Here is a 23749-nt window from a genome sequence, read left to right on the forward strand (position 1 = left end):
GGCGCTCAGGCGCTGATTTCGTTGCGCCGGCGCAGAGCGGCGGCGATCACCATGACCAGCACCGACAGGCCGATCAGCAGCGTCGAAGCGACGGCGATCACGGGCGTCAGGTCCTGGCGCAGGGTGGTCCACATTTTCACGGGAAGGGTTTGCAGGGTCGGGCTGGCCATCATCACGCTGAGCACCACTTCGTCCCACGACACCAGGAAGGCGAAGAGGGCGCCGGCCACCATCCCCGGACGAATCGCCGGAAAGGTCACCCTGAACACCGCTTGCAGGCGTGACGCCCCGCAGATCACTGCCGCGTCTTCAATCGACTGATCGAACAGCTTCAACGAGTTGATGATCGAGATGATGGTAAACGGCAGCGCGACGATCACATGGCTGACCACGAAGGCAAACATCGTCCCGGTGTAGCCGAGCTTGAGGAACAGCGCGTACACCGCCACGGCGATGATCACCAGTGGCACGATCATCGGCAGGGTGAACAGGCCGTAGAGCATTTCCCGGCCGGGAAAGCGCCCGCGCACCAGTGCAAAGGCAGTCGGCAAACCGAGGGCCACGGCGCAGATCGTGGTCAGCACCGCAACCTTGAGGCTGGCGGCCGCTGCGTTCATCCAGTCGGCGTTGGAGAAGAACTGGCCGTACCATTTCAGCGTCCAGCCCGGAGGCGGGAACACCAGCCATTGGGACGAGCCGAACGACAGCAGCACGATGAACACGATCGGCAGCAGCAGAAACAGCGCGATCAGCCCGGTGGTGGCGTACAGGCCGAAGCGCATCCGGCGGCTCATGGCATTGGGAGTCAGGAGCATGTCGGCTTACCTCGCGTTACTGGCGCCAACCGGGGATTCCGGCTGAAGCTTCAGGTAGAAGTAGAACAGCACCAGGGTGATGAGGATCAGCAACGCGGCGCCGGCGCTGGCCAGACCCCAGTTGAGGAACGACTGCACCTGCTGAATGATGAACTCCGGCAGCATCATGTTCTGCGCCCCGCCCAGCAGCGCCGGGGTGACGTAGTAACCGAGCGACATCACGAACACCATCAACCCGCCGGACGCCAGACCCGGCCGGCACAGCGGCAGGAACACCCGGAAGAAGTTGGTCCATGGACTGGCACCGCAAATCGAGCCGGCCTGCAGGATCATCGGGTCTATGGCCTGCATGGTCGCCTGCAACGGCAGCACGATGAACGGGATCATGATGTAGCTCATGCCGATCACCACGCCGGTCAGGTTGTGCACCATTTCCAGCGGCTGATCGATGATGCCCATGGCCATCAAGGCTTTATTGATGACGCCGGAAGCCTGCAGCAGCACCAGCCAAGAATAGGTGCGGGCGAGGAGGCTGGTCCACATCGACAACAGCACGATGTTGAGAATCCAGCGACCCCAGCCGCGCGGCACCAAGGTGATTGCCCAGGCCAGCGGGAAGCCCAGCAGCAGGCTGAATACCGTCACCAGACCCGCCACCGAAAAGGTGTTGAACAGCACCCGGGCGTACGCCGAGTTGGCGAACAGTTGTTCGTAGTTGCCAAGGCCCGGCACCGGTTCCAGCACGCCGCGCAACAGCAGGCCAATCAACGGCGCGAGAAAGAACAGGCCGAGGAACAGCAGCGCCGGCGCGAGGTTGCCGGCGCCGCGCCAGCGTTGCTTGAGGGACGGGGCTGGCGCCATGGCACTGGCCTTTTTTCCGGCGGCCGACCCGGCAGCGCTGGCGGCGCTCCCGGTGGCAGTGGAGGGACGGGACGCGGTGGCCGCCATTTTCATTTGACCAGCCATTCGTTCCACCGTGTCGCGATGGCCTGGCCGTTCTTGGCCCAGTACGCGAAATCAAGAGTGATCTGATCCTTAGCGTAGGCAGTCGGCAGGTTCGGGGCCAGCGTCGAGTCCAGACGCTGCACACTGTCGACGTTGACCGGGGCGTAGGCGGTCAGGTTGGAGAAGTCGGCCTGGCCCTTCGCGCTGCTGGCGCTGGCCAGGAACTTCATCGCCGCGTCCTTGTTTTTCGAACCCTTCGGCACGACCAGGATGTCGGCCATTACGAGGTTCTGTTTCCAGCTCACGCCCACCGGTGCGCCGTCTTCCTGCAGGGCATGGATCCGGCCGTTCCAGAACTGACCCATGCTTGCTTCACCGGACGCCAGCAGTTGCTGCGACTGCGCGCCGCCGCCCCACCAGACGATGTCTTTCTTGATGGTGTCGAGTTTCTTGAAGGCGCGATCCAGGTCCAGCGGGTAGAGCTTGTCGGCCGGCACGCCGTCGGCGAGCAGGGCCAGTTCGAGCACGCCGGGGCTCGGCCATTTGTACAGGGCGCGTTTGCCGGGGTAGGTCTTGGTGTCGAACAGCGCGCTCCAGTCCTGCGGCTTGCTGGCGCCGAGTTTGCCCTCGTTGTAGCCGAGGACGAAGGAGAAGAAGAACGAACCGACACCGTAGTCGCTGACGAAACGCGGGTCGATCTTGTCGCGCTGGATCTGTTTGAAATCGAGGGGTTCGAGCAGGCCTTCGGAGGCGGCGCGCAGGGCAAAGTCGGCTTCGACGTCGACCACGTCCCATTGCACGTTGCCGCTTTCGACCATGGCCTTGAGTTTGCCGTAGTCGGTCGGGCCGTCCTGCACGACGGTGATGCCGCTGGCCTTGCTGAACGGATCGGCCCAGGCCTGTTTCTGCGCATCCTGGGTGCTACCGCCCCAGCTGACAAAGTTCACACTCTCGGCGGCCATCGCGGCCTGACCGGTCACGCTCAGCAGTCCCGCAAGAAAGATCGCGGTTGCAGCTTTGTTCAACACCATTTTTACGCCCTCATTGTTGTGTTTTTGAGCGGGCTTGCGTTGTTGCCCGCCTGTCGGGAGCAGTAGCTGGACGGTTTTTCAGGTCGTCCGGTCTATGGAATATCATATTATGGTATTCCAAACATTGTGCAAGCACTTTGCCTTACCGGCTATCTGGCAAACGGGGTTATTCGGTGAACGGAATGCTCTCGACCACCTCAAGATCGTAGCCGGTCAAACCGGCATATTTCAGCGGCGGGCCCAGGTGGCGCAGCTTGCCGACGCCCAGGTTCTGCAGAATCTGCGCCCCGGTGCCGACCTCCGAATAGATCCGCGATTGCGAGCGACTGAACTGCCGTGGCGGTTGAGTCAGCTGCGGCACCCGCTCCAGCAACGCTTGCGACGACTCATGATTGGCCAGCACCACGACCACGCCATGGCCCTCTGCCGCAACCCGTTGCAGCGCCGCCCACAACGTCCAGTTCGTCGGCCCGCTGTATTCGGCACCGACCAGATCCCGCAGCGGATCGATCACATGCACGCGCACCAGCGTCGGTTCCTCACGGCGCAACTCGCCCATGACCATCGCCATGTGCACGCCGCCCTCGATGCGGTCTTCGAAGGTGATCAAACGGAACGTGCCATGCACCGTCGGCAACTCCCGCTCGCCGATGCGCTCGATGGTGTGTTCGGTGCTCAGGCGATAGTGGATCAGGTCGGCGATGGTGCCGATCTTGATCCCGTGCTTACGGGCGAAGACTTCCAGATCCGGACGGCGGGCCATGGTGCCGTCATCGTTCATCACTTCGACGATCACCGAGGCGGGCGTGAACCCGGCGAGGCGCGCCAGATCACAACCGGCCTCGGTGTGACCGGCGCGGGTCAGCACCCCACCTTCCTTGGCGCGCAGCGGGAAGATATGGCCGGGCTGCACCAGGTCTTCAGCGCGTGCGTTCGGCGCCACCGCAGCGGCAACCGTGCAGGCGCGGTCGGCAGCAGAAATGCCCGTAGTCACACCGACCGCCGCTTCAATGGAAACCGTGAACGCGGTGCTGAACACGCTGCCATTGCTCGGCACCATTTGCTCAAGCCCCAGGCGCTGGCAATGATCGTCAGTCAGGGTCAGGCAAATCAGCCCCCGAGCCTCACGGGCCATGAAGCTGATCGACTCGGGCGTGCAACGGTCGGCGGCCAGCAGCAGGTCGCCTTCGTTTTCCCGGTCTTCGTCATCGACCAGCAACACCATTTTGCCGAGGCGATAATCTTCGATGATTTCTTCGATGCTGTTGAAGGCCATGCTGGACTCTCGATTTGAGTGAAATTCGTGGTATACCATAATACAAATTCAGCCAAGAGGTCACTATGAAGGCGTACTGGATTGCTCACGTGGACATCACCGATCCCGATCACTACAGCCAATACACCCAGCGCGCGCCAAAAGCGTTCGCCGAGTTCGGCGCAAAGTTCCTGGCCAGAGGCGGGCGCAGCGAAGCAATGGAAGGGCGGGCGACGCCGCAGCGCAGCGTGGTGATTGAATTCGACAGTTACGAACAGGCGGTGGCGTGCTACCGCTCGGCGGCGTATCAGGAAGCGAAGAGCTACCGGGAGGAGTGGGCGCGGGCGGAGATCATTATTGTGGAAGGGATGGCGCCGTAACGTCTTGCCTGCAAATCCGCAGGAACTACAGAATCGAACCACGGCCGCGATCTTTTGATATTTTCTCTGGATCAGGAGATCGCCCGTCGGATGGAATCTAATGCCTGCGGTTTTGCACGAAGTGCTCTAAGGGAATATTGATGCGCATGACAAAAGGAATGTTTGCAGGTAGGCGAGTAGGCCTCTGGCTAGTGGCTGCGCTGTTTGTAAATGCAGTCTTTCTGGCTTTTCTGATTTTCGGGAACAGTGCGAAGGGGCGTGATCTGGAGATGGTTAAAACCAAAGAACCCCTGCTGATCGAAGGGCAAGGCGGCGATGACAATTACTATGTCCTGCCGATGGGGACAACGCTATATCACGATAAAAGCTTTCCAGAAGGGCACGATCGTTATGTGGTGTATCTGAATCACAAAGGTGCCATTGCCCACGAAGAGGTCCCAATGGAGCCTGAATATGGCGGTTCCTTTATCGATCCTCTTTGGCTGGCCAATATTGATGCCGATACCATGAAAGACATTTTCAAGCGTTTCCCGCTCTCCAAAAAAGATATCTCCGCTGCTCTCAAAGCCAATGAAATCACCAAAGATGATCTGGCGGATATCATTCGTGCGATGCCGGATTGAGTGAACAACTGTCGAGGCCCCAGGCCCGGCGCTGCATCTCTGGCAAGTGACGTTTAATCAACGCATGAAATGAATCTTGCCGCTGTCGTCATTGCCCATGTACATGCCATACACCCCGGCCTGGCGTTCCTCGATGTAGCGTTCGAGGATCTGCCGGATCGCCGGGTAGTAGATCTGCTCCCACGGGATGTCTTCGGGGGCGAAGAATTTGCAGTCCCGGGTTTCCGGGCCGTACTGGCCGGTGATCTCCAGTGCGAGGGCGCGGAAGATGATGTAGACCTCGCTGATCCTCGGCACGCTGAAGATCGAGTACGGCGAGAGGATTTCCGCGCGCACGCCGCTTTCTTCCCAGACTTCGCGCAGGGCGGCCTGTTCGGTGGTTTCGCCGCTTTCCATGAAACCGGCGGGCAGGGTCCAGGTGCCCGGGCGCGGGGGAATCGCCCGTTGGCACAAGAGGTATTTGCCGTCCTGCTCGATGATGCAGCCGGCGATGATTTTCGGGTTCACATAGTGGATGTAGCCGCAGCCGCGGCACATCAGGCGCTCGTGCGTATCGCCCGGCGGCACTTGCTGACCGAGGTCGGCGCCACCGCATTTCGGGCAAAAGCTCGGGCTGAACATGTCAGTGACCTATGCGTGGTTCTTTCAGCGCGATGGGCAAGGTGATCGCCGGTGTGGCGCCGGTTTCTTCCTGTTTGCGCTTCAGATAATCAAGGGCCACGGCAGCCGCAGCGCGGACGTGATCGACGCACGCCTGATGCGCCGCCAGCGCGTCGCCGCTCTTGATCGCCTCGACCATTTTTTCCATTTCCTGGTTGCTCGCGCCGCGACGGTTTTCCTGGGACACCGAGGTCGCCCGCAGGTAGCTGATGCGCGCCTGCAACTGACGCAACTGGGTGGCCGCGACATGGTTGCCCGAGCCTTCGAGTAGCACGTCGTAGAAACCCTGCACCGAATCGATCACCTGTTGCAGTTCGCCGTCCTTGAGCGCCTTGCGGTTCTCGTCGAGGGCTTTTTCCAGGGCTTTGATGTCCTTGGCCTTGGCGCGCAGGGTGAACAATTGGACGATCAGGCCTTCGAGCACGCAGCGCAGCTCATAGATGTCGACGGCATCGGCGAGGGTGATGATGGCGACGCGCGGGCCCTTGGCGTCGGCGAATTCCACCAGGCCTTCGGATTCCAGGTGCCGCAAGGCTTCACGCACCGACGTACGGCTCACGCCCAGGCGATCGCACAGATCGCGCTCCACCAGGCGATCGCCCGGCAGCAGCTGGAAGTTCATGATGGCGCTTCGCAGTTTATCCAGCACGATTTCGCGCAGGGTGACGGGGTTGCGATTGACCTTGAAGCTGTCGTCGAGTGGCAGGCGTTTCATGGGGTCCGCTCTTTAAGTTGGCTGTCCATGCCAGACGGGCATTCAAACAGCCGAGGGGTTAACTGGAGGCCTCGGCGTCGGCTTCGGCGAAGGCTTCACGGGCGAGCCGGAAACTGTCCACGGCTGCCGGGACGCCGCAATAAATACCGACCTGAAGCAGAATTTCGCGTATTTGCTCACGACTCAGGCCGTTACGCAAGGCGCCGCGCACATGCAGCTTGAGTTCGTGCGGGCGGTTCAGCGCGGAGATCATCGCCAGGTTGATCATGCTGCGCTCCTTGAGCGACAGACCTTCACGTCCCCAGACATGGCCCCAGCAGTATTCGGTGACCATTTCCTGCAGCGGGCGGTTGAAGTCGTCGGCGTTCTCGATCGAGCGCTGCACGTAGGCTTCGCCGAGCACCTCAGTGCGGATCTTCAGGCCCTTTTCGTACTTCTCGTTATTCATCATCCCTCCAATCCACAGATATCCCCCTGTGGGAGCGAGCCTGCTCGCGAAGGCGACTTCTCAGTCGATGCAAATGTTGAAAGATCGACCGCTATCGCGAGCAGGCTCGCTCCCACAGGAATGTTGAATGGCTATCAGGCCAAGGTTGGCAACGCGCCGAGCTTGCCCTTGTGATAGATCATCGGCGTCACCGGCTGCTCCGGCAGGATCAGGTTCTTCACCGCACCAACGATGATCGCGTGATCGCCACCGTCGTACTCGCGCCACAATTCGCACTCGATGATCGCCGTAGCCTTGGCGAGGATCGGATTCCCGAGCTCGCTCAAATGCCACTCGATGCCATTGGCCTTGTCCTTGCCTTTGCCGGCGAAAGCGTGGGCCTCGGCGATCTGGTCGGCGGACAGCAAATGGATCGCGAAACGCTTGCTGTCACGCAGCACCGGGTAGGTGTCGGAGGCGTAGTTGGGGCAGAACAGCACCAGCGCCGGATCAATCGACAGCGCACTGAAGGCGCTGGCGGTGATCCCGACGATGCCGCCGTCCGGGTCGAGGGTGGTGACCACCGTGACCCCGGACGGAAACGAGCTCATGACGTCTTTGTAAATGCCGGGTTCGATCATGTCGCAGGACTCCTAGCGCATCACAAACGGATCAGGCATCGGTGCCTGAGAGAGGTTGATCCACACCGTTTTCAGTTCGGTGTAGGCCAGCACCGAATCGATGCCGCTTTCGCGTCCATAGCCACTGTTCTTGAAGCCGCCGATCGGTGCCATCGCCGACACCGCGCGGTAGGTGTTGACCCAGATGATCCCCGAGCGCACGTCCCGGGCCAGACGATGGGCGCGGCCCAGATCACGGGTCCAGATGCCGGCGGCGAGGCCGAACTGTGAGTCATTGGCAATCGCCAGCGCTTCGGCCTCGTCCTTGAAGCGGATGACCGAAGCCACCGGACCGAAGACTTCTTCCTGCATGATTTTCATCGAGTTGCGGTCGCACTCGAATAGCGTCGGTTCATAGAACCAGCCGTCACCGACGCCACTCGGGCGCTTGCCGCCCAGACGCAGACGCGCACCTTCGGCGATGGCATCGGCCACCAGACCTTCGACTACCGCCAGTTGCTGCGCGGTGGCCATCGGGCCCATTTCGCTGCTGTCGTCCTGCGGGTTGCCGATGCGGATGCGCTGGGCACGCTCCACCAGTCGGCTGACGAACTCGTCGTAGATTTCGTCCTGCACCAGCAGTCGCGAACCGGATACGCAGCTCTGGCCGGACGCCGCGTAGATCCCGGCGATGGCGCCGTTGATCGCGCTATCGAGGTCGGCGTCGGCGAAGATGATGTTCGGCGACTTGCCGCCCAGTTCCAGCGACAGTTTGGCGAAGTTCTCGGCGCTGCTGCGCACCACATGCCGGGCCGTGGCCGCGCCGCCGGTGAAGGCGATCTTGCGGATCAACGGATGGCGGGTGAGGGCGGCCCCGGTGCTTGGGCCGTAACCGGTGACGACGTTGACCACGCCCGGCGGAATTCCGGCTTCGAGGGCCAGGCGCGCCAGTTCCAGAATGGTCGCCGAGGCGTGTTCGGACGGCTTGATCACGATGGTGTTGCCCGCTGCCAACGCTGGGGCCAGTTTGATCGCGGTCAGATAAAGCGGGCTGTTCCACGGAATGATCGCGGCAACCACACCCATGGCTTCGTGCACGGTGTAGGCAAAAAGATCGGGCTTGTCCAGCGGCAGGGTGCCTCCTTCGAGCTTGTCGGCGAGGCCTGCGGTGTAGTGGAAAAACTCCGGCAGATAACCGACCTGACCCCGGGTTTCGCGGATCAGTTTGCCGTTGTCGCGGCTTTCCAGCTGCGCCAGTTGTTCCTTGTTTTCGGCGATCAGGTCACCGAGACGACGCAACAGTTTGCCGCGAGCGGTGGCGGTCAGGCCGCGCCATGCCGGGCTGTCGAAGGCGGTTTGCGCGGCTTGCACGGCGCGTTCTACGTCGGCCTCGTCCGCATCGGGCAGTTCGGCCCAGGGCTCGGCCAGCGCCGGGTTGAGGCTTTCGAAGGTCTTGCCGGAGAGGGCGTCGACCCATTCTCCGCCGATGCACATCTGGAAGCGTGCGAGTGTCATGCAACGATCCCCTTTATATGGTTTTGTCGGGCGTGTGCGGTTTCGAGAAATTCCAGCAGCGTCTGGTTCACCAGCCGAGGCGACTCTACCGGCATCATATGCCGTTGCTCGGGCAGCACGGCAACCTTCGCGCCGGGAATGCGCGCGGCCAGTTGCTCGGCCATTTCCGGGGTCGATCCGGGGTCCAGCTCGCCGGTGGCGATCAGCGTCGGCGCCTGGATGCTGCCCAGGTCGTCGGCGCGGTACATGTCTTGTGTGGCGAACAATTCGTAAGTGGTCAGGTAACCCAGCGGATCATTGCCGGCCAGGGTCTGGCGAATCGCGGCGATCTGCGCCGGGTTGGCCGCCTGGTATTCACGGCTGAACCAGCGCGACAGCGCTGCTTCGGCATTCGCATCCGGCCCGTGCTCGGCGGCTTGGGCGGTACGGGCGATGACGCCGGCGCGCTGTTCTTCGCTGCGGTTGAACACGCTGTTGAGCACCACCAGGCTTTTCAGGCGTTCCGGGTAATGCAGGGCAAAGGCCCGCGCCACCAGACCGCCCATGGAAAAACCGATCACCGATGCCAGCGGCAATTGCAGGTGGTCGAGCAGCTCCAGCAACTGATCGGCATAACCGAGCAGGGCGGTGCCACTGGCCGGGCGCGGGCTGGCGCCATGGCCGAGCATGTCGTAGGCGATCACCCGGTATTGCGTGGCCAGGCCAACGATCTGGCCGCCCCACATTTCTTTGTTCAGGCCCACGCCGTGGATCAACACCACGGGGTGGCCCTGGCCGGTCGCCAGATAACTGGTGCCGGCCGGGGTGAGTTCAGCGGTAGGCCGAATCATGGAGCGCTCCTGCAATGCCTTTTTTTATTGTGATTACTGGGCTTTTTCGGCGGCCAGTTCTTCCAGATCGATGTAGCGGTTGCCGATGCGCGGGTGCAGGCGGCCACCGTCGGCGCAACCGAGCACCACGACGATTTCGTCGGCGCGCGGGGCGTCTTCGATCTGCATTTCCAGGGTGATGTAGTGCGAGCGCAGGCCTTCGTCGTCCTTGTGCATCATCGGGATCTGGATCGAAGTGCCCGGACCGCCGCGCTTGTTGGTGAAGCTCAGGTAGCTCTTGGCCTTGACCGCTTCGCGATAGTGATTGCCGAAGCGCAGGGTGTGGATCACCGCCGAGGCGTGTTCGATCTCGCCATCGGCGCCGACCACCGCGGCCTTGCCGTAAGCCTCGATCTTCTCGGCGCCGCCGATGATGCCCACCAGACGTTCGACCATCATTGCGCCGAGGTCGGAGCAATTGGCGCGGATCTGCGGCTTGAGGTCTTCGACAAAGCCGTTGCCGACCCACGGGTTCTTCATCACGACGGCCAGGCCGACCATGGTCACTGGGGTGTCGGACGCCTTGCCGCCTTCAATGAAGGTCTCTTCGACATAGCTGACGATCTTGCGAATTTCGAAACTCATGAGCTGCTCCGTAGGGGATAAAGAGTGTCTGTGCGTCTGATGGTATACCATAATACCGATCGTGCAAGTCCCCTACGCAAGATTCCCTTCCATCAGTCGGACGAATGTCCGCGCATTCAGCCGCCGCCGTAATCCCTTTCGGTTAACAAAAGATAACGTTGCGCCGATTGTCAGACGTTTCGAATGCCCGATAGGATGAGCCAGCTTCCGAAGTGGCTCTGGATTGCGGGTTTCAGGACTATGCTTCTGACCAGCCGTCGCCGGAGCACACTTGCGGCGCCCTTGAAGGCCGAATGGCCTAACAATAATAAATAGGGGAAGGTCTATGAGTCGTTGCCGCCCGCCGGCGTTACGCAACACCGCGTTGCTGGCCACAGCACTCTCTCTGCTGGGCTTTGCCACCTTGTCGGCGCCTGTCCTGGCTGCCGAAGCGCCCGCCGACGTGGTCTACGCCATCGAATCGGCCAAGGCCCCGAAAAGCCTGATGCTCGATGTCGTTCACGCCGGATCCCGCCTGGTGGCGGTCGGTGATCGCGGGCACATTCTCTACTCCGACGACCAGGGCAAGTCCTGGACCCAGGCCAAGGTGCCGAGCCGCCAGTTGCTGACGGCCGTGTATTTCGTCGATGACAAACACGGCTGGGCCGTCGGCCATGACGCACAGATCCTCGCCAGCGAAGACGGCGGTCAGACCTGGACCAAACAGTTCGAAGACCTCAAGCGCGAATCGCCGCTGCTTGACCTCTGGTTCAAGGACCTCAACAACGGCCTGGCCGTGGGTGCCTACGGCGCTTTGCTGGAAACCACCGACGGTGGCAAAAACTGGCAAGACGTCAGTGACCGCCTCGACAACCAGGACCAGTTCCACCTCAACGCCATCGCCGCCGTCAAGGACGCCGGGCTGTTCATCGTGGGCGAGCAGGGCGCGATGTTCCGCTCCGCCGACTGGGGCCAGACCTGGGAAAAAATCGAAGGCCCGTACCAAGGCTCGCTGTTCGGTGTGATCGGCACTGCCCAGCCGTCCACGCTGCTGGCCTACGGGCTGCGCGGCAACCTCTACCGCTCCACCGATTTCGGCAGCACCTGGCAGCAGGTTGAATTGAAGGCTGCGCGCGGTGCGCTGGAATTCGGCCTGTCCGGTGCCACGCGGCTCGACGACGGCTCCATCATCATCGTCGGCAACGGCGGCACAGTGATCAGCAGCAGCGACAACGGTGAAACCTTCAGCGTGTTCAACCGCCCGGATCGCATCTCGCTGTCGTCGGTCACCGCCGCCGGCAACGGCAACCTGATCCTGAGCGGGCAGGGTGGCGTCCACACCACCACACCCAACGGCACCGAGCTGGGCAAATGAGCCGAATCAATAATAAGAAGGCGGGGCTATGACTTCCTTGAGCACTCATCATCAGGACAAGGCGACGTTCCTCGAACGCCTGATCTTCAACAACCGCCCGGCAGTGATCGTGATCTGCCTGCTGGTCAGCATTTTCCTGTTCTGGCAGGCGACGCTGATCCGCCCGTCCACCAGCTTCGAAAAAATGATCCCGCTCAAGCATCCGTTCATCGAGAAGATGATGGAGCACCGCAACGATCTGACGAACCTGGGCAACACCGTGCGCATTTCGGTGGAAGCCAAGGACGGTGACATCTTCTCCAAGGAGTACATGGAGACCCTGCGCCAGATTAACGATGAGGTGTTCTACATCTCCGGCGTCGACCGTTCCGGCCTGAAGTCGCTGTGGAGCCCGAGCGTGCGCTGGACCGAAGTGACCGAGGAAGGTTTCGCCGGCGGTGAAGTGATCCCGCAGAGCTACGACGGCTCTCAGGACAGCCTCGACATGCTGCGCAATAACGTGCTCAAGTCGGGTCAGGTCGGGCGTCTGGTGGCCAACGACTTCAAGTCGAGCATCGTCGACATCCCGCTGCTGGAGTCCTACCCGGACCCGCAGGACCAGGGCAAGTTGCTGGCGCTGGACTACCGCCAGTTCTCCCATGAACTGGAAGACAAGATCCGCAACAAGTTCGAAGCGCAGAACCCCAACGTCAAGATCCACATCGTCGGTTTCGCCAAGAAGGTCGGTGACCTGATCGATGGCCTGGTGATGGTGGTGATGTTCTTCGGCATCGCGTTCGTCATCACCCTGATCCTGCTGCTGTGGTTCACCAACTGCCTGCGCAGCACGGTGGCGGTATTGAGCACCACGCTGGTGGCGGTGGTCTGGCAACTGGGGTTGATGCATTTCTTCGGGTTCGGCCTCGATCCGTATTCGATGCTGGTGCCGTTCCTGATCTTCGCCATCGGGATTTCCCACGGCGTGCAGAAGATCAACGGTATCGCCCTGCAATCGAGCGAGGCGGACAACGCCCTGACCGCCGCGCGGCGCACGTTCCGGCAACTGTTCCTGCCGGGGATGATCGCGATTCTCGCGGACGCGGTGGGCTTCATCACGCTGCTGATCATCGACATCGGCGTGATCCGTGAACTGGCCATCGGCGCGTCCATCGGCGTGGCGGTGATCGTGTTCACTAACCTGATCCTGCTGCCGGTGGCGATTTCCTATGTCGGCATCAGCAAACGTGCGATTGCCAAGAGCAAGAAGGACGCGAACCGCGAGCACCCGTTCTGGCGCCTGCTGTCGAATTTCGCCAGCCCGAAAGTCGCACCGGTGTCCATCGCGCTGGCGCTGATCGCCTTCGGTGGCGGGCTTTGGTACAGCCAGAACCTGAAGATCGGTGACCTCGATCAGGGCGCGCCGGAACTGCGTCCGGACTCGCGCTACAACAAGGACAACAACTTCATCATCAACAACTATTCCACCAGCTCCGACGTACTGGTGGTGATGGTCAAGACCAAGTCCGAAGGCTGCTCGCGTTACGAGGCCATGGCGCCGATCGACGAGCTGATGTGGAAGATGCAGAACACTGAGGGCGTGCAATCGGCGATCTCGCTGGTGACCGTGTCCAAGCAGATGATCAAGGGCATGAACGAGGGCAACCTGAAATGGGAAACCCTGTCGCGCAACCCGGACGTGCTGAACAACTCCATCGCCCGTGCCGACGGCCTGTACAACAACAGTTGCTCGCTGGCGCCGGTGCTGGTGTTCCTCAACGACCACAAGGCGGAAACCCTGGACCGTGCGGTGAAAGCCGTGCAGGAATTCGCCAAGGACAACAACAAGGACGGTCTGGAATTCATCCTCGCGGCGGGTAACGCCGGGATCGAAGCGGCCACCAACGAAGTCATCAAGCAGGCTGAACTGACCATCCTGATTCTGGTGTACATCTGCGTGGCGGTGATGTGCATGATCACCTTCCGTTCCTGGGCGGCGACCCTGTGCATCGTGCTGCCGCTGGTACTGACCTCGGTGCTGGGCAACGCGCTGATGGCGTTCATGGGCATCGGCGTCAAGGTTGCAACCTTGCCGGTGGTGGCGCTGGGTGTGGGAATTGGCGTGGACTACGGCATCTACATCTACAGCCGTCTGGAAAGTTTCCTGCGTGCCGGCCTGCCGTTGCAGGAAGCCTATTACCAGACCCTGAAATCCACCGGTAAAGCGGTGCTGTTTACCGGTCTGTGCCTGGCCATCGGCGTGTGCACCTGGATCTTCTCGGCGATCAAGTTCCAGGCCGACATGGGCCTGATGCTGACCTTCATGCTGCTGTGGAACATGTTCGGTGCGCTGTGGCTGTTGCCGGCGCTGGCCAAGTTCCTGATCAAGCCTGAGAAACTGGCGGGGCAGAAGGGGAATTCGTTGTTTGCTCACTGATCGGCGAGCCTGAAACGAAAAAGCCGCAACCTTAGGGTTGCGGCTTTTTTATGTCTTCAGGACAGTTCGGTGCCGAGCACAACACTCAGCGCACTGCGCGCATCATCCAGCTGCACCAGCGTCGCATGCCGAGCCCCCAATGCATCACGGTTTTCGATGGCCGTGAGAATCGCCTTGTGCCGAGGCAACGCCAGTTCATGCAGATTCGGCCGCTGGTTCGAATGCTTCAGCGCCTCGGCAATTGCTACCGACAGCATGTTGCACAGGTTCGCCAGCAAGTCGTTGTGGGTTGCATCGGCAATGCGGCTGTGGAAGTCCAGATCCGGTTGCAGCAAGGCCTCCGGTGTCGGTGCGGCTTCCATACGTTGGTAGGCTTCACCGATGGCTGCGATGTCGGCATCGGTGGCGTGCTGGGCGGCGAGGGCCGCGGCAGCCGGTTCGATGATGCTGCGCACGCTGGTCAGCACGTTGAAGAATTCATTCTGCGGGCTGCTTTGCATCAGCCAGTGCAGCACGTCCGGGTCGAGCATGTGCCATTCACGGCGCGGCTTGACCACGGTGCCGACCCTCGGTTTCGAGTACACCAGCCCCTTGGCCACCAACACCCGCGTGGCTTCGCGCAACACCGGCCGACTGACCGCGTACTCCTCGCAGAGCAAGGCTTCGGCGGGCAGTTTGTCGTCAGGCAGAAAACGGCCGGAGACGATCTGCATGCCCAGTTCCTGGACGATGCGCGAGTGCATGCTTTTGCGGTCGGAAGGTTTGCGGTAATCCATGGGGAGCGGCACGATCCTGAGCGATGGAGATGCCGCGCATCATAGCAATGTGGGAGCGAGCCTGCTCGCGATAGCGGTGTGTCAGTCAATATGTATATCAACTGATAGATCGCCATCGCCAGCGGGCTGGCTCCCACAAGGGGATGGCGGTGTCAGTGCGAGTGGCGGGGTACTTCAGCACCTCGACAGCCGACCAGGAAATCAAAGTCACACCCCTGATCCGCCTGCAGCACATGGTCGATATACAACTGACGATATCCACCCACCAGCAATTGCTGTGGCGGTTGCAGATCCGCCATGCGTGCCGCCAGTTCGGTGTCCGGAATATCCAGGTGCAGACGCCCGCTGGCGCAGTCCAGCTCGATCCAGTCGCCTTCCTTTACCGCCGCCAAAGGCCCGCCGGCTGCCGCTTCCGGGGCGACGTGCAAGACCACGGTGCCGTACGCTGTGCCGCTCATGCGTGCATCGGAGATGCGCACCATATCAGTCACGCCCTGAGCCAGCAGTTTGGCCGGCAAGCCCATGTTGCCGACTTCGGCCATGCCCGGATAACCCTTCGGCCCGCAGTTTTTCATCACCAGAATCGAGTTCGCATCGACGTCCAGTTCCGGGTCGTTGATCCGCGCCTTGTACATGTCGAAGTTCTCGAACACCACGGCGCGGCCACGGTGTTGCATCAGTTCCGGCGTGGCGGCAGAAGGCTTGAGCACTGCGCCCAGAGGCGCCAGGTTGCCGCGCAACACGCAGATCCCGCCGTCAGCACGGATCGGATTGTCGAGGGTTCGGATCACCTGGTCTTCGCCGTAGATCGGTGCGTCCTTGGTGTTCTCGCCGATGGATTTGCCGTTGACGGTCAGCGCGTCCGGATTCGGAATCAGATTGGCCTCGCCGAGGCGGCGCAGCACCGCCGGCAAGCCGCCCGCGTAGTAGAACTCTTCCATCAGGAAACGCCCGGACGGTTGCAGGTCGACAATGGTCGGCATGCCGCGCCCCATGCGGGTCCAGTCGTCCAGATCCAGTTCGACGCCGATACGTCCGGCGATGGCTTTCAAATGAATCACCGCGTTGGTCGAACCGCCAATTGCCGCGTTGACCCGGATCGCGTTTTCGAAAGCCTCCTTGGTGAGGATCTTCGACAGCTTCAGATCTTCACGAACCATCTCAACCGCACGCATACCCGACATATGCGCCAGCACATAACGCCGCGCATCCACCGCCGGAATCGCCGCGTTGTGCGGCAGGGACGTGCCCAGCGCTTCGGCCATGCAGGCCATGGTCGAAGCGGTGCCCATGGTGTTGCAGGTGCCGGCCGAGCGGGACATGCCGCCCTCGGCCGCGAGGAAATCGTCAATCGTGATGGTGCCGGCCTTGACCTGTTCGCTGAGCTGCCAGACCACGGTGCCGGAGCCGATGTCCTTGCCCTTGTGCTTGCCGTTGAGCATCGGCCCGCCGGTGACGACGATGGCCGGCACGTCGCAACTGGCTGCGCCCATCAGCAGCGCCGGGGTGGTCTTGTCGCAACCGGTCAGCAGCACCACGCCGTCAATCGGGTTGCCGCGAATCGCTTCCTCGACATCCATGCTCGCCAGGTTGCGGGTGAGCATGGCGGTCGGGCGCAGGTTCGATTCGCCGTTGGAGAACACCGGGAATTCCACCGGAAAGCCGCCGGCCTCGATCACACCGCGTTTGACGTGCTCCGCAATCTGGCGGAAATGCGCGTTGCACGGCGTCAGTTCCGACCAGGTGTTGCAGATGCCGATGATCGGTTTGCCGTGGAACTGATGGTCGGCGATGCCCTGATTTTTCATCCAGCTGCGGTACATGAAGCCGTTCTTGTCGGCCGTGCCGAACCATTGGGCGGAGCGCAGGGTGGGTTGCTTATCAGACATGATCGATTCTCTTATTGTAAGACTATTGTTTGCGAGCTTCAGCTAAACATAAGCGCAAAATCGACGATTTGGAAGTGTTGTTGGGTAATTAGTATTACTATATAGTCGTTTTCGATTGAGGGATGGCCCTGGCAATTTTCCGCGAGAGGCGTCCCCGCAGGTTCCATAAAAACAACAATCGGAGACCGATCCCATGAGCCAGGAACTGCGGCTTGTCCGGCGCATCACGCTGAAACTGATTCCCTTCCTGATCCTGCTGTACCTGATCGCCTATGTGGATCGCTCCGCCGTCGGCTTCGCCAAGCTGCACATGGGCGCCGACATCGGCATCGGCGATGCCGCCTACGGCCTCGGTGCCGGGCTGTTTTTCATTGGCTACTTTCTGCTGGAAATCCCCAGCAACCTGATGCTCGAACGCTTCGGCGCGCGGCGCTGGTTCGCGCGGATCATGATCACCTGGGGCGCGATCACCATCGGCATGGCCTTTGTTCAGGGCCCGCACAGTTTCTACGTGATGCGCTTTCTGCTCGGCGCGGCGGAGGCGGGGTTCTTTCCCGGCGTTCTGTACTACATCACCCAATGGTTCCCGGTACGCCATCGCGGCAAGATCCTCGGGCTGTTCATCCTGTCCCAACCCATCGCGATGATGATCACCGGCCCCGTGTCCGGCGGCCTGTTGGGCATGGACGGCATCCTTGGTCTGCACGGCTGGCAGTGGCTGTTCATCGTCATCGGCACCCCGGCGATCCTGCTGACCTGGCCGGTATTGCGCTGGCTGCCGGACGGTCCGCAGCAAGTGAAATGGATGGACCAGGTCGAGAAGGACTGGCTGACCGGCGAGCTGAAAAAGGATCTGCAGGAGTACGGCCAGACCCGCCACGGCAATCCGTTGCATGCGCTGAAAGACAAACGTGTGTTGCTGCTGGCGCTGTTCTATCTGCCGGTGACCCTGAGCATCTATGGCCTTGGCCTGTGGCTGCCGACCCTGATCAAACAGTTCGGCGGCAGCGATCTGATGACCGGTTTCGTCTCATCGGTGCCTTACATCTTCGGCATCGTCGGCCTGCTGATCGTGCCGCGCAGTTCCGACCGCATGAATGATCGCTACGGGCATCTGGCGGTGCTTTATGTGCTGGGCGCTCTCGGCCTGTTTCTCAGTGCCTGGCTGTCGTTGCCGGTGGCGCAACTGGCGGCGTTGTGTCTGGTGGCGTTCGCGCTGTTTTCCTGCACGGCGGTGTTCTGGACCTTGCCGGGGCGGTTCTTTGCCGGCGCCAGTGCGGCGGCGGGGATCGCATTGATCAACTCGGTGGGCAACCTCGGTGGCTACATCGGCCCGTTCGTGATCGGCGCGTTGAAGGAGTACACCGGCAACCTTGCTTCGGGCCTGTACTTCCTGTCCGGGGTGATGGTGTTCGGGCTGATTCTGACGGGCGTCGTTTATCGCTTGCTGGAGCGCAAGCATGTGCTGCCGGTTGACCAGTTCGCCGCCAGCGCACGGGGTGCCACCCGTACCTGAATGACTATCACCGACCCTGTGGGAGCGAGCCTGCTCGCGAAGAGGCCATCACATGCAACACGCGGGTGGCTGACACACCGCTTTCGCGAGCAGGCTCGCTCCCACAGGGGAACGCGGTGTTTTTGAGGCAATAGGAGAAGAACATGCATCTGGTTCAATTCGAATTGAGTAACGGCGAGCGCCGTGTCGGGGTGGTCGAGAACGGTCTGGTGCGAGAAGTGCAGGATGCTCGCACCGTACGTGATCTGGCACTGACGGCGATCGAGGCCGGCAGTACATTGGCGCAGCAAGTGCAAACCCTCGGTCTGGGCATCAGCCACGACTACGCGCAGTTGCTCAGAGACCTGCGCATCCTGCCACCGCTGGATCACCCGGATCCCGCGCACCTGCTGGTCAGTGGCACCGGCCTCACGCATCTCGGCAGCGCCTCGGCCCGGGACAAGATGCACCAGCAGGCCGGCGATGAAGCGACGATGACCGACACCATGCGCATTTTCAAATGGGGTGTGGAGGGCGGCAAACCGGCGGCGGGGCAGGCCGGGGTGCAACCGGAATGGTTCTATAAGGGTGACGGCAGCATTGTCGTGCGTCCCGGTCAGCCGTTCCCGTTGCCGCCGTTTGCCGAAGACGCCGGTGAAGAGCCGGAGATGGCCGGCCTCTACGTCATCGGCCACGACGGCAAGCCGTATCGCCTCGGTTTCGCGGTGGGCAACGAATTCTCCGATCACGTCATGGAGCGCAAGAATTACCTGTACCTGGCCCACTCCAAACTGCGCAGTTGCAGCTACGGCCCGGAACTGCGCGTCGGTGAATTGCCGCAACATCTGGCCGGCACCAGCCGCATCCTGCGCGACGGTGAAGTGCTGTGGCAGAACGAGTTCCTCAGCGGCGAGGCCAACATGTGCCACAGCCTGGCGAACCTCGAATATCACCACTTCAAGTACAGCCAGTTCCTGCGTCCGGGCGACGTGCACATTCACTTCTTCGGTACCGCGACCCTGTCATTTGCAGACGGCGTTCGCATTCAGCCCGGCGACGTGTTCGAGATCAGCCAGGCCGAATTCGGTGCGCCGTTGGTCAACGGCATCGCCCCGGTTGAAGCCGTTTTCCAACCGGACAGCATCGGCACCCTTTAAGGAGATCCCATGACTCAGATTCTCGGTCACAACTACATCGGCGGGCGTCGCAGCGCGGCGGGCAGCGTCAAACTGCAGAGTATCGACGCCACGACGGGCGAGGCGCTCCCTCACGATTTCATTCAGGCGACGCAGGAGGAAGTGGACGCCGCCGCCAAAGCCGCCGCTTCTGCCTACCCGGCCTATCGCAGCTTGAGCGCCGAACGACGCGCGCAATTTCTCGATGCCATCGCCGATGAGCTGGATGCGCTGGGCGATGACTTCGTCGCGGTGGTCTGCCGTGAAACCGCGCTGCCTGCCGGGCGGATTCAGGGTGAACGTGGCCGCACCAGCGGCCAGATGCGGTTGTTCGCCAAAGTCCTGCGGCGCGGTGATTTCTACGGTGCGCGCATCGACCTGCCGTTGCCGGATCGTCAGCCGCTGCCGCGTCCCGATCTGCGCCAGTACCGCATCGGCCTCGGCCCGGTAGCAGTGTTCGGCGCGAGCAATTTTCCGCTGGCATTTTCCACCGCCGGCGGCGACACCGCGTCGGCACTGGCTGCCGGTTGCCCGGTGGTGTTCAAGGCCCACAGCGGCCATATGGCCACGGCCGAACTCGTGGCTGACGCGGTGATTCGGGCGGCAGAGAAAACCGCGATGCCGGCCGGGGTGTTCAACATGATTTATGGCGGTGGCGTCGGCGAGTGGCTGGTCAAGCATCCGGCGATTCAAGCTGTCGGCTTCACCGGTTCGCTGAAGGGCGGACGGGCGCTGTGTGACATGGCGGCCGCGCGTCCACAGCCGATCCCGGTGTTCGCCGAGATGTCGAGCATCAACCCGGTAATCGTTCTGCCCCAGGCCCTGGCCGTGCGTTCGGAAACAGTCGCCCGTGATCTGACCGCGTCGGTGGTGCAGGGCTGCGGTCAGTTCTGTACCAACCCGGGCCTGGTGATCGGCATTCGCTCGCCGCAATTCACGGCGTTCGTTGAGCAAGTTGCCGCGCTGATCGGCGACCAACCGGCGCAAACCATGCTCAATGCCGGGACCCTTGGCAGCTACGGCAAGGGTCTGGAAAAACTCTTGGCGCATGCCGGCATCGAGCATCTGGCCGGCAACCCGCAGCAGGGCAATCAGGCGCAGCCGCAGTTGTTCAGGGCTGATGCCAGCCTGTTGACCGATGGCGACGAAGTGCTTCAGGAAGAAGTGTTCGGCCCGACCACGGTGGTCGTCGAAGTGGCCGATCAGGCGCAACTGAGTGCGGCGCTGCATGGTCTGCATGGGCAACTCACCGCGACGATCATCGGCGAGCCGGCAGACTTCGTGCAGTTCCCGGAACTGACGCCGTTGCTGGAGCAGAAGGTCGGGCGGATCCTGCTCAACGGTTACCCGACCGGTGTCGAGGTGTGTGATTCGATGGTTCACGGCGGGCCGTATCCGGCAACGTCCGATGCTCGCGGCACCTCGGTCGGCACCCTGGCCATTGATCGCTTCCTGCGCCCGGTGTGCTTCCAGAACTACCCCGACAGCCTGCTGCCGGAACCGCTGAAAAACGCCAATCCGCTGCGGATTCAGCGGCTGGTTGACGGCAAGCCTTCACGCGAAGCGCTCTAAGCCGAATCGCCGGGCCTTGTGTGGGCAAGCTCCCCTGAGGCCCGGCGGCCACATTGAGCTATCATTGCCACTTTCCCCCTGAAAGACATGATCGACATGACTGCCGTACCAGACACCCTTCTCAACGCCCTCGAACACTGCGGTATGGTCGAAATCGACGGCCTGCACGCCTTCGAATTCGCCCTCGATGAAGACGACAACCTGCATATCGAGTGCATCGATGGCCGAACGGCCAGGCATTGGGAGTTCACACCGGCCCAGGTTGAAGCGGCGACGTTCGACCAGGACCTGCAGAGCTGGTTGATCATCGGTTTTGCCAGCGACACCAAAACCGTCGGCGAACACCGTCTGGTCTGCCTCGGTGATGTGCTCAGCAGCGCCGACGACGAGGATGAAACCGAATGAACATGCGTAAATTCTGGCCGTTGCTGATGGCCGGCAGCGTCGGTGCGATGGGCCTGTCCAGTGCCTCGGCCGAAAGCTACCAGTTGCTGGTCGGCTCCTACACCGCCGGCACCAGCCAGGGCATCTACCGGATGAACTTCGACAGCGCCACCGGCCAGATCGACGCCAAACCGTTGCAGGTGATCAAGAGCGAAAACCCGTCGTGGCTGACCCTCTCCAGGGATCTGCACCGGGTGTTCGTGGTCAACGAAAACGGCCCGGGCCAGAAAGACCCGGTCGGTCGCGTCAGCAGTTATTCGATCGACCCCAAGACTCACGCCCTGACCCTGATCAATCAGGTCCAGAGCCTGGGCAACGAGCCGACCCATTCGAGCCTCAGCGGCGATGCCAGTCATCTGTTCGTCAGCAACTATTCCGTGGTCGAAGATCCGGGCGGCACCCTCGCGGTGTTGCCGGTGGGCAGCGACGGCAAGCTCAAACCGGTGGTGCAGATGAGCGCGCACCCGGCGAGCCGGGTCAATCCCGAGCGTCAGGCCTCGAACCACGTGCACTCGACAATTTCCTCGCCGGATGGCCGTTATGTGTTCTCCAATGATCTCGGCGCGGACAAAGTCTTCATCTACCAGTTCGACCCGAAAGCCAACCCGGACCTGCCGCTGACTCCGGCGAAAACCGCTTCGGTGCAACTGCCACCGGGCAGCGGCCCGCGTCATCTGCTGTTCAGCGCTGACGGCAAACATGCCTGGCTGACCATGGAAATGAGCGCCCAGGTTGCCGTGTTCGACTACAAGGACGGCGTGCTGACCCAGACGCAAATGGTTGATCTGGCGGCCGGCCAGCCGACGTCGGACAAAGCCGCTGCGGCGCTGCATGCGTCCGCCGATGGAAAATTCCTCTACGTCAGTAACCGTGGCACCGCCAATCAGCTGCTGGTGTTCGCCATCGACCCGGCCAACGGCCAGCTCAAGGAACTGCAGCGACGTTCGGTGGAAGGCGATCACCCGCGCGAGTTCAGCCTCGATCCGAGCGGCAAATTCCTGCTGATCGCCAACCAGAAGAGCAACCAGATTGTCGTGGTCGAACGCGACGGCAAGACCGGTCTGCTCGGCAAAACCGTGCAAAAACTGCCGATGGACGCCCCGAGCGACCTCAAGTTTCTCGTGCGTCAATAAGCCGCAGGCCCCGGTCTACGGGGCCTGACGCTTTGTATTAATCCTGCTGATAACAGGTAATGGTGCAAAGCATTTCAAGCGAGCAACCCTCGAGCGTTAAGTTTGCTTCACGGCCCAACCGGGCAAGCAAGCCAACCGAACACGAGGGTTACCGCCATGAACTTCAATCTCTTCTCCGTTATCGCCGCTTCTGCCATCTCCGCCACCGTTGCTCTGCCAGCCAGCGCCAACGTTGAAATCAGCGACAAAAAATCCCACACCCAGAGCTACACCCAGAAATACCTGCAACAGAGCGCCAACTTCTACGCCGCGCTGGATCACAAAGCCCAACACTGAAATTTCCGTCACGCCCTGGAACTGCCCAAGGCTGCGATCCTTTGATCTTGTTTATCAAAAGCAAAATCAAAAGATCGCAGCCTTGGGCAGTTTTTTGCGTGTGTATTGTCAGGCGATAGACTTTTTCGAACGGCGAGATAGACCGGCTAAATAATCAACGAAGCTGATGGTCACTATGGCAAACGCTGAGTGGTTACCCCGGCTTTTTTGATTGATTCTGTGGGCGTCGAAACATTGTCCACGGAGCACACGTCATGGCCAGTTCAATCATCACTTCCGCCAAACGCGGCGCCTACCTGGCCATCGGTCTGTACCTGGTCATGGTGCTGTTCGTCAGCCTCGCGTCCCAGTCGCAACACAGCTTCGATGCGCCGATCCAGGTCGCGCATCCCGGCGTCCAGTTCGAACTTCGCTCGCAAAACGCAGCGGTAGATTCAACTGAACTCGCGGGAGCCGTCGGAGCATGAAAGGCTACAGATTCTGGGTCATCGCCGGTCTGGCGATCATGACCAATGGCGCGTCCCTGTTGGGATTCGGTCAGGGCTCGGTCGGCGGGCTCGCCCGCGCCATAGAGGCCAACCACACCATCGCCCACAACATCGAACGGGCCAATGCGCTGGGGCTGCTGGCCGGCAATCCACCGGTGAAAACCGAAGTCAGTTTTCTGGGACCGTTCCAAGTGGATTGCTCGGCCATCGGCATGTGCCAGGTACTGGCGTAAG

At 61.5% G+C, this 23749-nt stretch carries 25 protein-coding genes; 12 read left to right on the plus strand and 13 right to left on the minus strand.

Annotation, left to right across the window (positions count from 1 at the left end):
- Window positions 1–5: 5 nt before the first annotated feature.
- The 4 genes from DXT77_RS01040 to ribBA all read right to left on the minus strand — a co-directional run bounded on the left by DXT77_RS01040 (window position 6) and on the right by ribBA (window position 4067).
- Window positions 6–815 (minus strand): ABC transporter permease, encoded by an 810-nt coding sequence (locus tag DXT77_RS01040; RefSeq protein ID WP_119426276.1) that lies wholly within the window; start codon window positions 813–815, stop codon window positions 6–8.
- 6 nt (window positions 816–821) lie between these two features.
- Complete coding sequence (locus DXT77_RS01045; RefSeq protein ID WP_178083431.1) at window positions 822–1769, minus strand: ABC transporter permease; 948 nt, start codon at window positions 1767–1769, stop codon at window positions 822–824.
- The gene (locus DXT77_RS01050) at window positions 1766–2791 is read right to left on the minus strand and encodes an ABC transporter substrate-binding protein (protein ID WP_119426278.1); all 1026 of its coding nucleotides are present in this window, start codon (window positions 2789–2791) and stop codon (window positions 1766–1768) included. Before DXT77_RS01050 ends, DXT77_RS01045 begins: the two co-directional genes overlap by 4 nt.
- A 166-nt stretch (window positions 2792–2957) precedes the next feature.
- Window positions 2958–4067, minus strand: a complete 1110-nt coding sequence (gene ribBA / locus DXT77_RS01055; protein ID WP_119426279.1) for a bifunctional 3,4-dihydroxy-2-butanone-4-phosphate synthase/GTP cyclohydrolase II — start codon at window positions 4065–4067, stop codon at window positions 2958–2960.
- A 65-nt stretch (window positions 4068–4132) separates the two neighbouring features.
- Here ribBA and DXT77_RS01060 point away from each other — a divergent pair, with 65 nt between their 5' ends.
- Both DXT77_RS01060 and DXT77_RS01065 read left to right on the plus strand, forming a co-directional pair.
- Window positions 4133–4426 carry a DUF1330 domain-containing protein gene (locus DXT77_RS01060; RefSeq protein ID WP_085711337.1) on the plus strand — a complete coding sequence of 98 codons (294 nt, stop codon included), beginning with the start codon at window positions 4133–4135 and terminating at the stop codon, window positions 4424–4426.
- Between the two features lie 140 nt (window positions 4427–4566).
- Complete coding sequence (locus DXT77_RS01065; RefSeq protein WP_256662852.1) at window positions 4567–5049, plus strand: hypothetical protein; 483 nt, start codon at window positions 4567–4569, stop codon at window positions 5047–5049.
- Window positions 5050–5106: 57 nt separating this feature from the next.
- Here DXT77_RS01065 and DXT77_RS01070 read toward each other — a convergent pair whose 3' ends face one another.
- The 7 genes from DXT77_RS01070 to DXT77_RS01100 form a co-directional block, all read right to left on the minus strand.
- Window positions 5107–5670, minus strand: a complete 564-nt coding sequence (locus DXT77_RS01070) for an NUDIX hydrolase (RefSeq protein ID WP_119426280.1) — start codon at window positions 5668–5670, stop codon at window positions 5107–5109.
- 1 nt (window position 5671) lies between these two features.
- Window positions 5672–6424, minus strand: a complete 753-nt coding sequence (locus DXT77_RS01075) for a GntR family transcriptional regulator (protein ID WP_074688591.1) — start codon at window positions 6422–6424, stop codon at window positions 5672–5674.
- 58 nt (window positions 6425–6482) lie between these two features.
- Window positions 6483–6872 (minus strand): carboxymuconolactone decarboxylase family protein, encoded by a 390-nt coding sequence (locus DXT77_RS01080; RefSeq protein WP_119426294.1) that lies wholly within the window; start codon window positions 6870–6872, stop codon window positions 6483–6485.
- 134 nt (window positions 6873–7006) lie between these two features.
- The gene (locus DXT77_RS01085; protein WP_119426281.1) at window positions 7007–7492 is read right to left on the minus strand and encodes a flavin reductase family protein; all 486 of its coding nucleotides are present in this window, start codon (window positions 7490–7492) and stop codon (window positions 7007–7009) included.
- Between the two features lie 12 nt (window positions 7493–7504).
- Window positions 7505–8986: an aldehyde dehydrogenase gene (locus tag DXT77_RS01090; protein WP_085603065.1), complete on the minus strand. Its 1482-nt coding sequence runs from the start codon at window positions 8984–8986 to the stop codon at window positions 7505–7507.
- Window positions 8983–9816 (minus strand): alpha/beta fold hydrolase, encoded by an 834-nt coding sequence (locus DXT77_RS01095; RefSeq protein WP_119426282.1) that lies wholly within the window; start codon window positions 9814–9816, stop codon window positions 8983–8985. The genes DXT77_RS01090 and DXT77_RS01095 overlap by 4 nt, the downstream gene beginning before the upstream one ends.
- Before the next feature lie 33 nt (window positions 9817–9849).
- On the minus strand, window positions 9850–10440 hold the full coding sequence (locus tag DXT77_RS01100) for an amino acid synthesis family protein (RefSeq protein WP_007957412.1): 591 nt from the start codon (window positions 10438–10440) through the stop codon (window positions 9850–9852).
- Between the two features lie 325 nt (window positions 10441–10765).
- Here DXT77_RS01100 and DXT77_RS01105 point away from each other — a divergent pair, with 325 nt between their 5' ends.
- Together DXT77_RS01105 and DXT77_RS01110 are read left to right on the plus strand one after the other, a co-directional pair.
- Complete coding sequence (locus DXT77_RS01105; RefSeq protein ID WP_085711333.1) at window positions 10766–11794, plus strand: YCF48-related protein; 1029 nt, start codon at window positions 10766–10768, stop codon at window positions 11792–11794.
- 28 nt (window positions 11795–11822) lie between these two features.
- The gene (locus tag DXT77_RS01110; RefSeq protein WP_085711332.1) at window positions 11823–14207 is read left to right on the plus strand and encodes an RND family transporter; all 2385 of its coding nucleotides are present in this window, start codon (window positions 11823–11825) and stop codon (window positions 14205–14207) included.
- Window positions 14208–14263: 56 nt separating this feature from the next.
- Here the strand turns inward: DXT77_RS01110 and DXT77_RS01115 are convergent, their stop codons facing one another.
- Both DXT77_RS01115 and DXT77_RS01120 read right to left on the minus strand, forming a co-directional pair.
- On the minus strand, window positions 14264–14983 hold the full coding sequence (locus DXT77_RS01115; protein ID WP_085711331.1) for a FadR/GntR family transcriptional regulator: 720 nt from the start codon (window positions 14981–14983) through the stop codon (window positions 14264–14266).
- A gap of 152 nt (window positions 14984–15135) precedes the next feature.
- Complete coding sequence (locus DXT77_RS01120; RefSeq protein ID WP_119426283.1) at window positions 15136–16872, minus strand: IlvD/Edd family dehydratase; 1737 nt, start codon at window positions 16870–16872, stop codon at window positions 15136–15138.
- A 193-nt stretch (window positions 16873–17065) separates the two neighbouring features.
- On the opposite strand from DXT77_RS01120, the gene DXT77_RS01125 reads away from it, so the two are divergent.
- From DXT77_RS01125 to DXT77_RS01160, 8 genes are all read left to right on the plus strand, one after another.
- A complete protein-coding gene (locus tag DXT77_RS01125; RefSeq protein ID WP_119426284.1) occupies window positions 17066–18388 on the plus strand; it encodes an MFS transporter in 1323 nt (440 codons plus the stop codon).
- Window positions 18389–18531: 143 nt separating this feature from the next.
- Window positions 18532–19524 (plus strand): AraD1 family protein, encoded by a 993-nt coding sequence (araD1, locus tag DXT77_RS01130; RefSeq protein WP_119426285.1) that lies wholly within the window; start codon window positions 18532–18534, stop codon window positions 19522–19524.
- A 9-nt stretch (window positions 19525–19533) separates the two neighbouring features.
- The gene (locus tag DXT77_RS01135; RefSeq protein WP_119426286.1) at window positions 19534–21114 is read left to right on the plus strand and encodes an aldehyde dehydrogenase (NADP(+)); all 1581 of its coding nucleotides are present in this window, start codon (window positions 19534–19536) and stop codon (window positions 21112–21114) included.
- A 96-nt stretch (window positions 21115–21210) separates the two neighbouring features.
- Entirely contained in the window at window positions 21211–21519 is a 309-nt protein-coding gene (locus DXT77_RS01140) for a DUF5629 family protein (RefSeq protein WP_119426295.1), read from the plus strand.
- Window positions 21516–22691, plus strand: a complete 1176-nt coding sequence (locus DXT77_RS01145) for a lactonase family protein (protein ID WP_119426287.1) — start codon at window positions 21516–21518, stop codon at window positions 22689–22691. Before DXT77_RS01140 ends, DXT77_RS01145 begins: the two co-directional genes overlap by 4 nt.
- A 156-nt stretch (window positions 22692–22847) precedes the next feature.
- On the plus strand, window positions 22848–23027 hold the full coding sequence (locus tag DXT77_RS01150; protein WP_007941320.1) for a hypothetical protein: 180 nt from the start codon (window positions 22848–22850) through the stop codon (window positions 23025–23027).
- A gap of 254 nt (window positions 23028–23281) precedes the next feature.
- On the plus strand, window positions 23282–23494 hold the full coding sequence (locus DXT77_RS01155; protein WP_119426288.1) for a hypothetical protein: 213 nt from the start codon (window positions 23282–23284) through the stop codon (window positions 23492–23494).
- On the plus strand, window positions 23491–23748 hold the full coding sequence (locus tag DXT77_RS01160) for a hypothetical protein (protein ID WP_085711324.1): 258 nt from the start codon (window positions 23491–23493) through the stop codon (window positions 23746–23748). Before DXT77_RS01155 ends, DXT77_RS01160 begins: the two co-directional genes overlap by 4 nt.
- The last annotated feature ends 1 nt before the right edge of the window (window position 23749 follow it).

The sequence above is a fragment of the Pseudomonas sp. 91RF genome (assembly GCF_003576265.1).
GTDB classification, from domain to species: domain Bacteria; phylum Pseudomonadota; class Gammaproteobacteria; order Pseudomonadales; family Pseudomonadaceae; genus Aquipseudomonas; species Aquipseudomonas kribbensis.

Coding starts and splice junctions, on each gene's coding strand:
- DXT77_RS01135 (WP_119426286.1), top strand. CDS start 19,534: ATGACTCAGATTCTCGGTCACAACTACATCGGCGGGCGTCGCAGCGCG.
- DXT77_RS01105 (WP_085711333.1), top strand. CDS start 10,766: ATGAGTCGTTGCCGCCCGCCGGCGTTACGCAACACCGCGTTGCTGGCC.
- DXT77_RS01080 (WP_119426294.1), bottom strand. CDS start 6,872: ATGAATAACGAGAAGTACGAAAAGGGCCTGAAGATCCGCACTGAGGTG.
- DXT77_RS01090 (WP_085603065.1), bottom strand. CDS start 8,986: ATGACACTCGCACGCTTCCAGATGTGCATCGGCGGAGAATGGGTCGAC.
- DXT77_RS01060 (WP_085711337.1), top strand. CDS start 4,133: ATGAAGGCGTACTGGATTGCTCACGTGGACATCACCGATCCCGATCAC.
- DXT77_RS01145 (WP_119426287.1), top strand. CDS start 21,516: ATGAACATGCGTAAATTCTGGCCGTTGCTGATGGCCGGCAGCGTCGGT.
- DXT77_RS01125 (WP_119426284.1), top strand. CDS start 17,066: ATGAGCCAGGAACTGCGGCTTGTCCGGCGCATCACGCTGAAACTGATT.
- DXT77_RS01045 (WP_178083431.1), bottom strand. CDS start 1,769: ATGAAAATGGCGGCCACCGCGTCCCGTCCCTCCACTGCCACCGGGAGC.
- DXT77_RS01100 (WP_007957412.1), bottom strand. CDS start 10,440: ATGAGTTTCGAAATTCGCAAGATCGTCAGCTATGTCGAAGAGACCTTC.
- DXT77_RS01065 (WP_256662852.1), top strand. CDS start 4,567: ATGCGCATGACAAAAGGAATGTTTGCAGGTAGGCGAGTAGGCCTCTGG.
- DXT77_RS01160 (WP_085711324.1), top strand. CDS start 23,491: ATGAAAGGCTACAGATTCTGGGTCATCGCCGGTCTGGCGATCATGACC.
- DXT77_RS01075 (WP_074688591.1), bottom strand. CDS start 6,424: ATGAAACGCCTGCCACTCGACGACAGCTTCAAGGTCAATCGCAACCCC.
- DXT77_RS01040 (WP_119426276.1), bottom strand. CDS start 815: ATGCTCCTGACTCCCAATGCCATGAGCCGCCGGATGCGCTTCGGCCTG.
- DXT77_RS01150 (WP_007941320.1), top strand. CDS start 22,848: ATGAACTTCAATCTCTTCTCCGTTATCGCCGCTTCTGCCATCTCCGCC.
- ribBA (WP_119426279.1), bottom strand. CDS start 4,067: ATGGCCTTCAACAGCATCGAAGAAATCATCGAAGATTATCGCCTCGGC.
- DXT77_RS01110 (WP_085711332.1), top strand. CDS start 11,823: ATGACTTCCTTGAGCACTCATCATCAGGACAAGGCGACGTTCCTCGAA.
- DXT77_RS01115 (WP_085711331.1), bottom strand. CDS start 14,983: ATGGATTACCGCAAACCTTCCGACCGCAAAAGCATGCACTCGCGCATC.
- DXT77_RS01070 (WP_119426280.1), bottom strand. CDS start 5,670: ATGTTCAGCCCGAGCTTTTGCCCGAAATGCGGTGGCGCCGACCTCGGT.
- DXT77_RS01155 (WP_119426288.1), top strand. CDS start 23,282: ATGGCCAGTTCAATCATCACTTCCGCCAAACGCGGCGCCTACCTGGCC.
- DXT77_RS01095 (WP_119426282.1), bottom strand. CDS start 9,816: ATGATTCGGCCTACCGCTGAACTCACCCCGGCCGGCACCAGTTATCTG.
- araD1 (WP_119426285.1), top strand. CDS start 18,532: ATGCATCTGGTTCAATTCGAATTGAGTAACGGCGAGCGCCGTGTCGGG.
- DXT77_RS01050 (WP_119426278.1), bottom strand. CDS start 2,791: ATGGTGTTGAACAAAGCTGCAACCGCGATCTTTCTTGCGGGACTGCTG.
- DXT77_RS01140 (WP_119426295.1), top strand. CDS start 21,211: ATGACTGCCGTACCAGACACCCTTCTCAACGCCCTCGAACACTGCGGT.
- DXT77_RS01120 (WP_119426283.1), bottom strand. CDS start 16,872: ATGTCTGATAAGCAACCCACCCTGCGCTCCGCCCAATGGTTCGGCACG.
- DXT77_RS01085 (WP_119426281.1), bottom strand. CDS start 7,492: ATGATCGAACCCGGCATTTACAAAGACGTCATGAGCTCGTTTCCGTCC.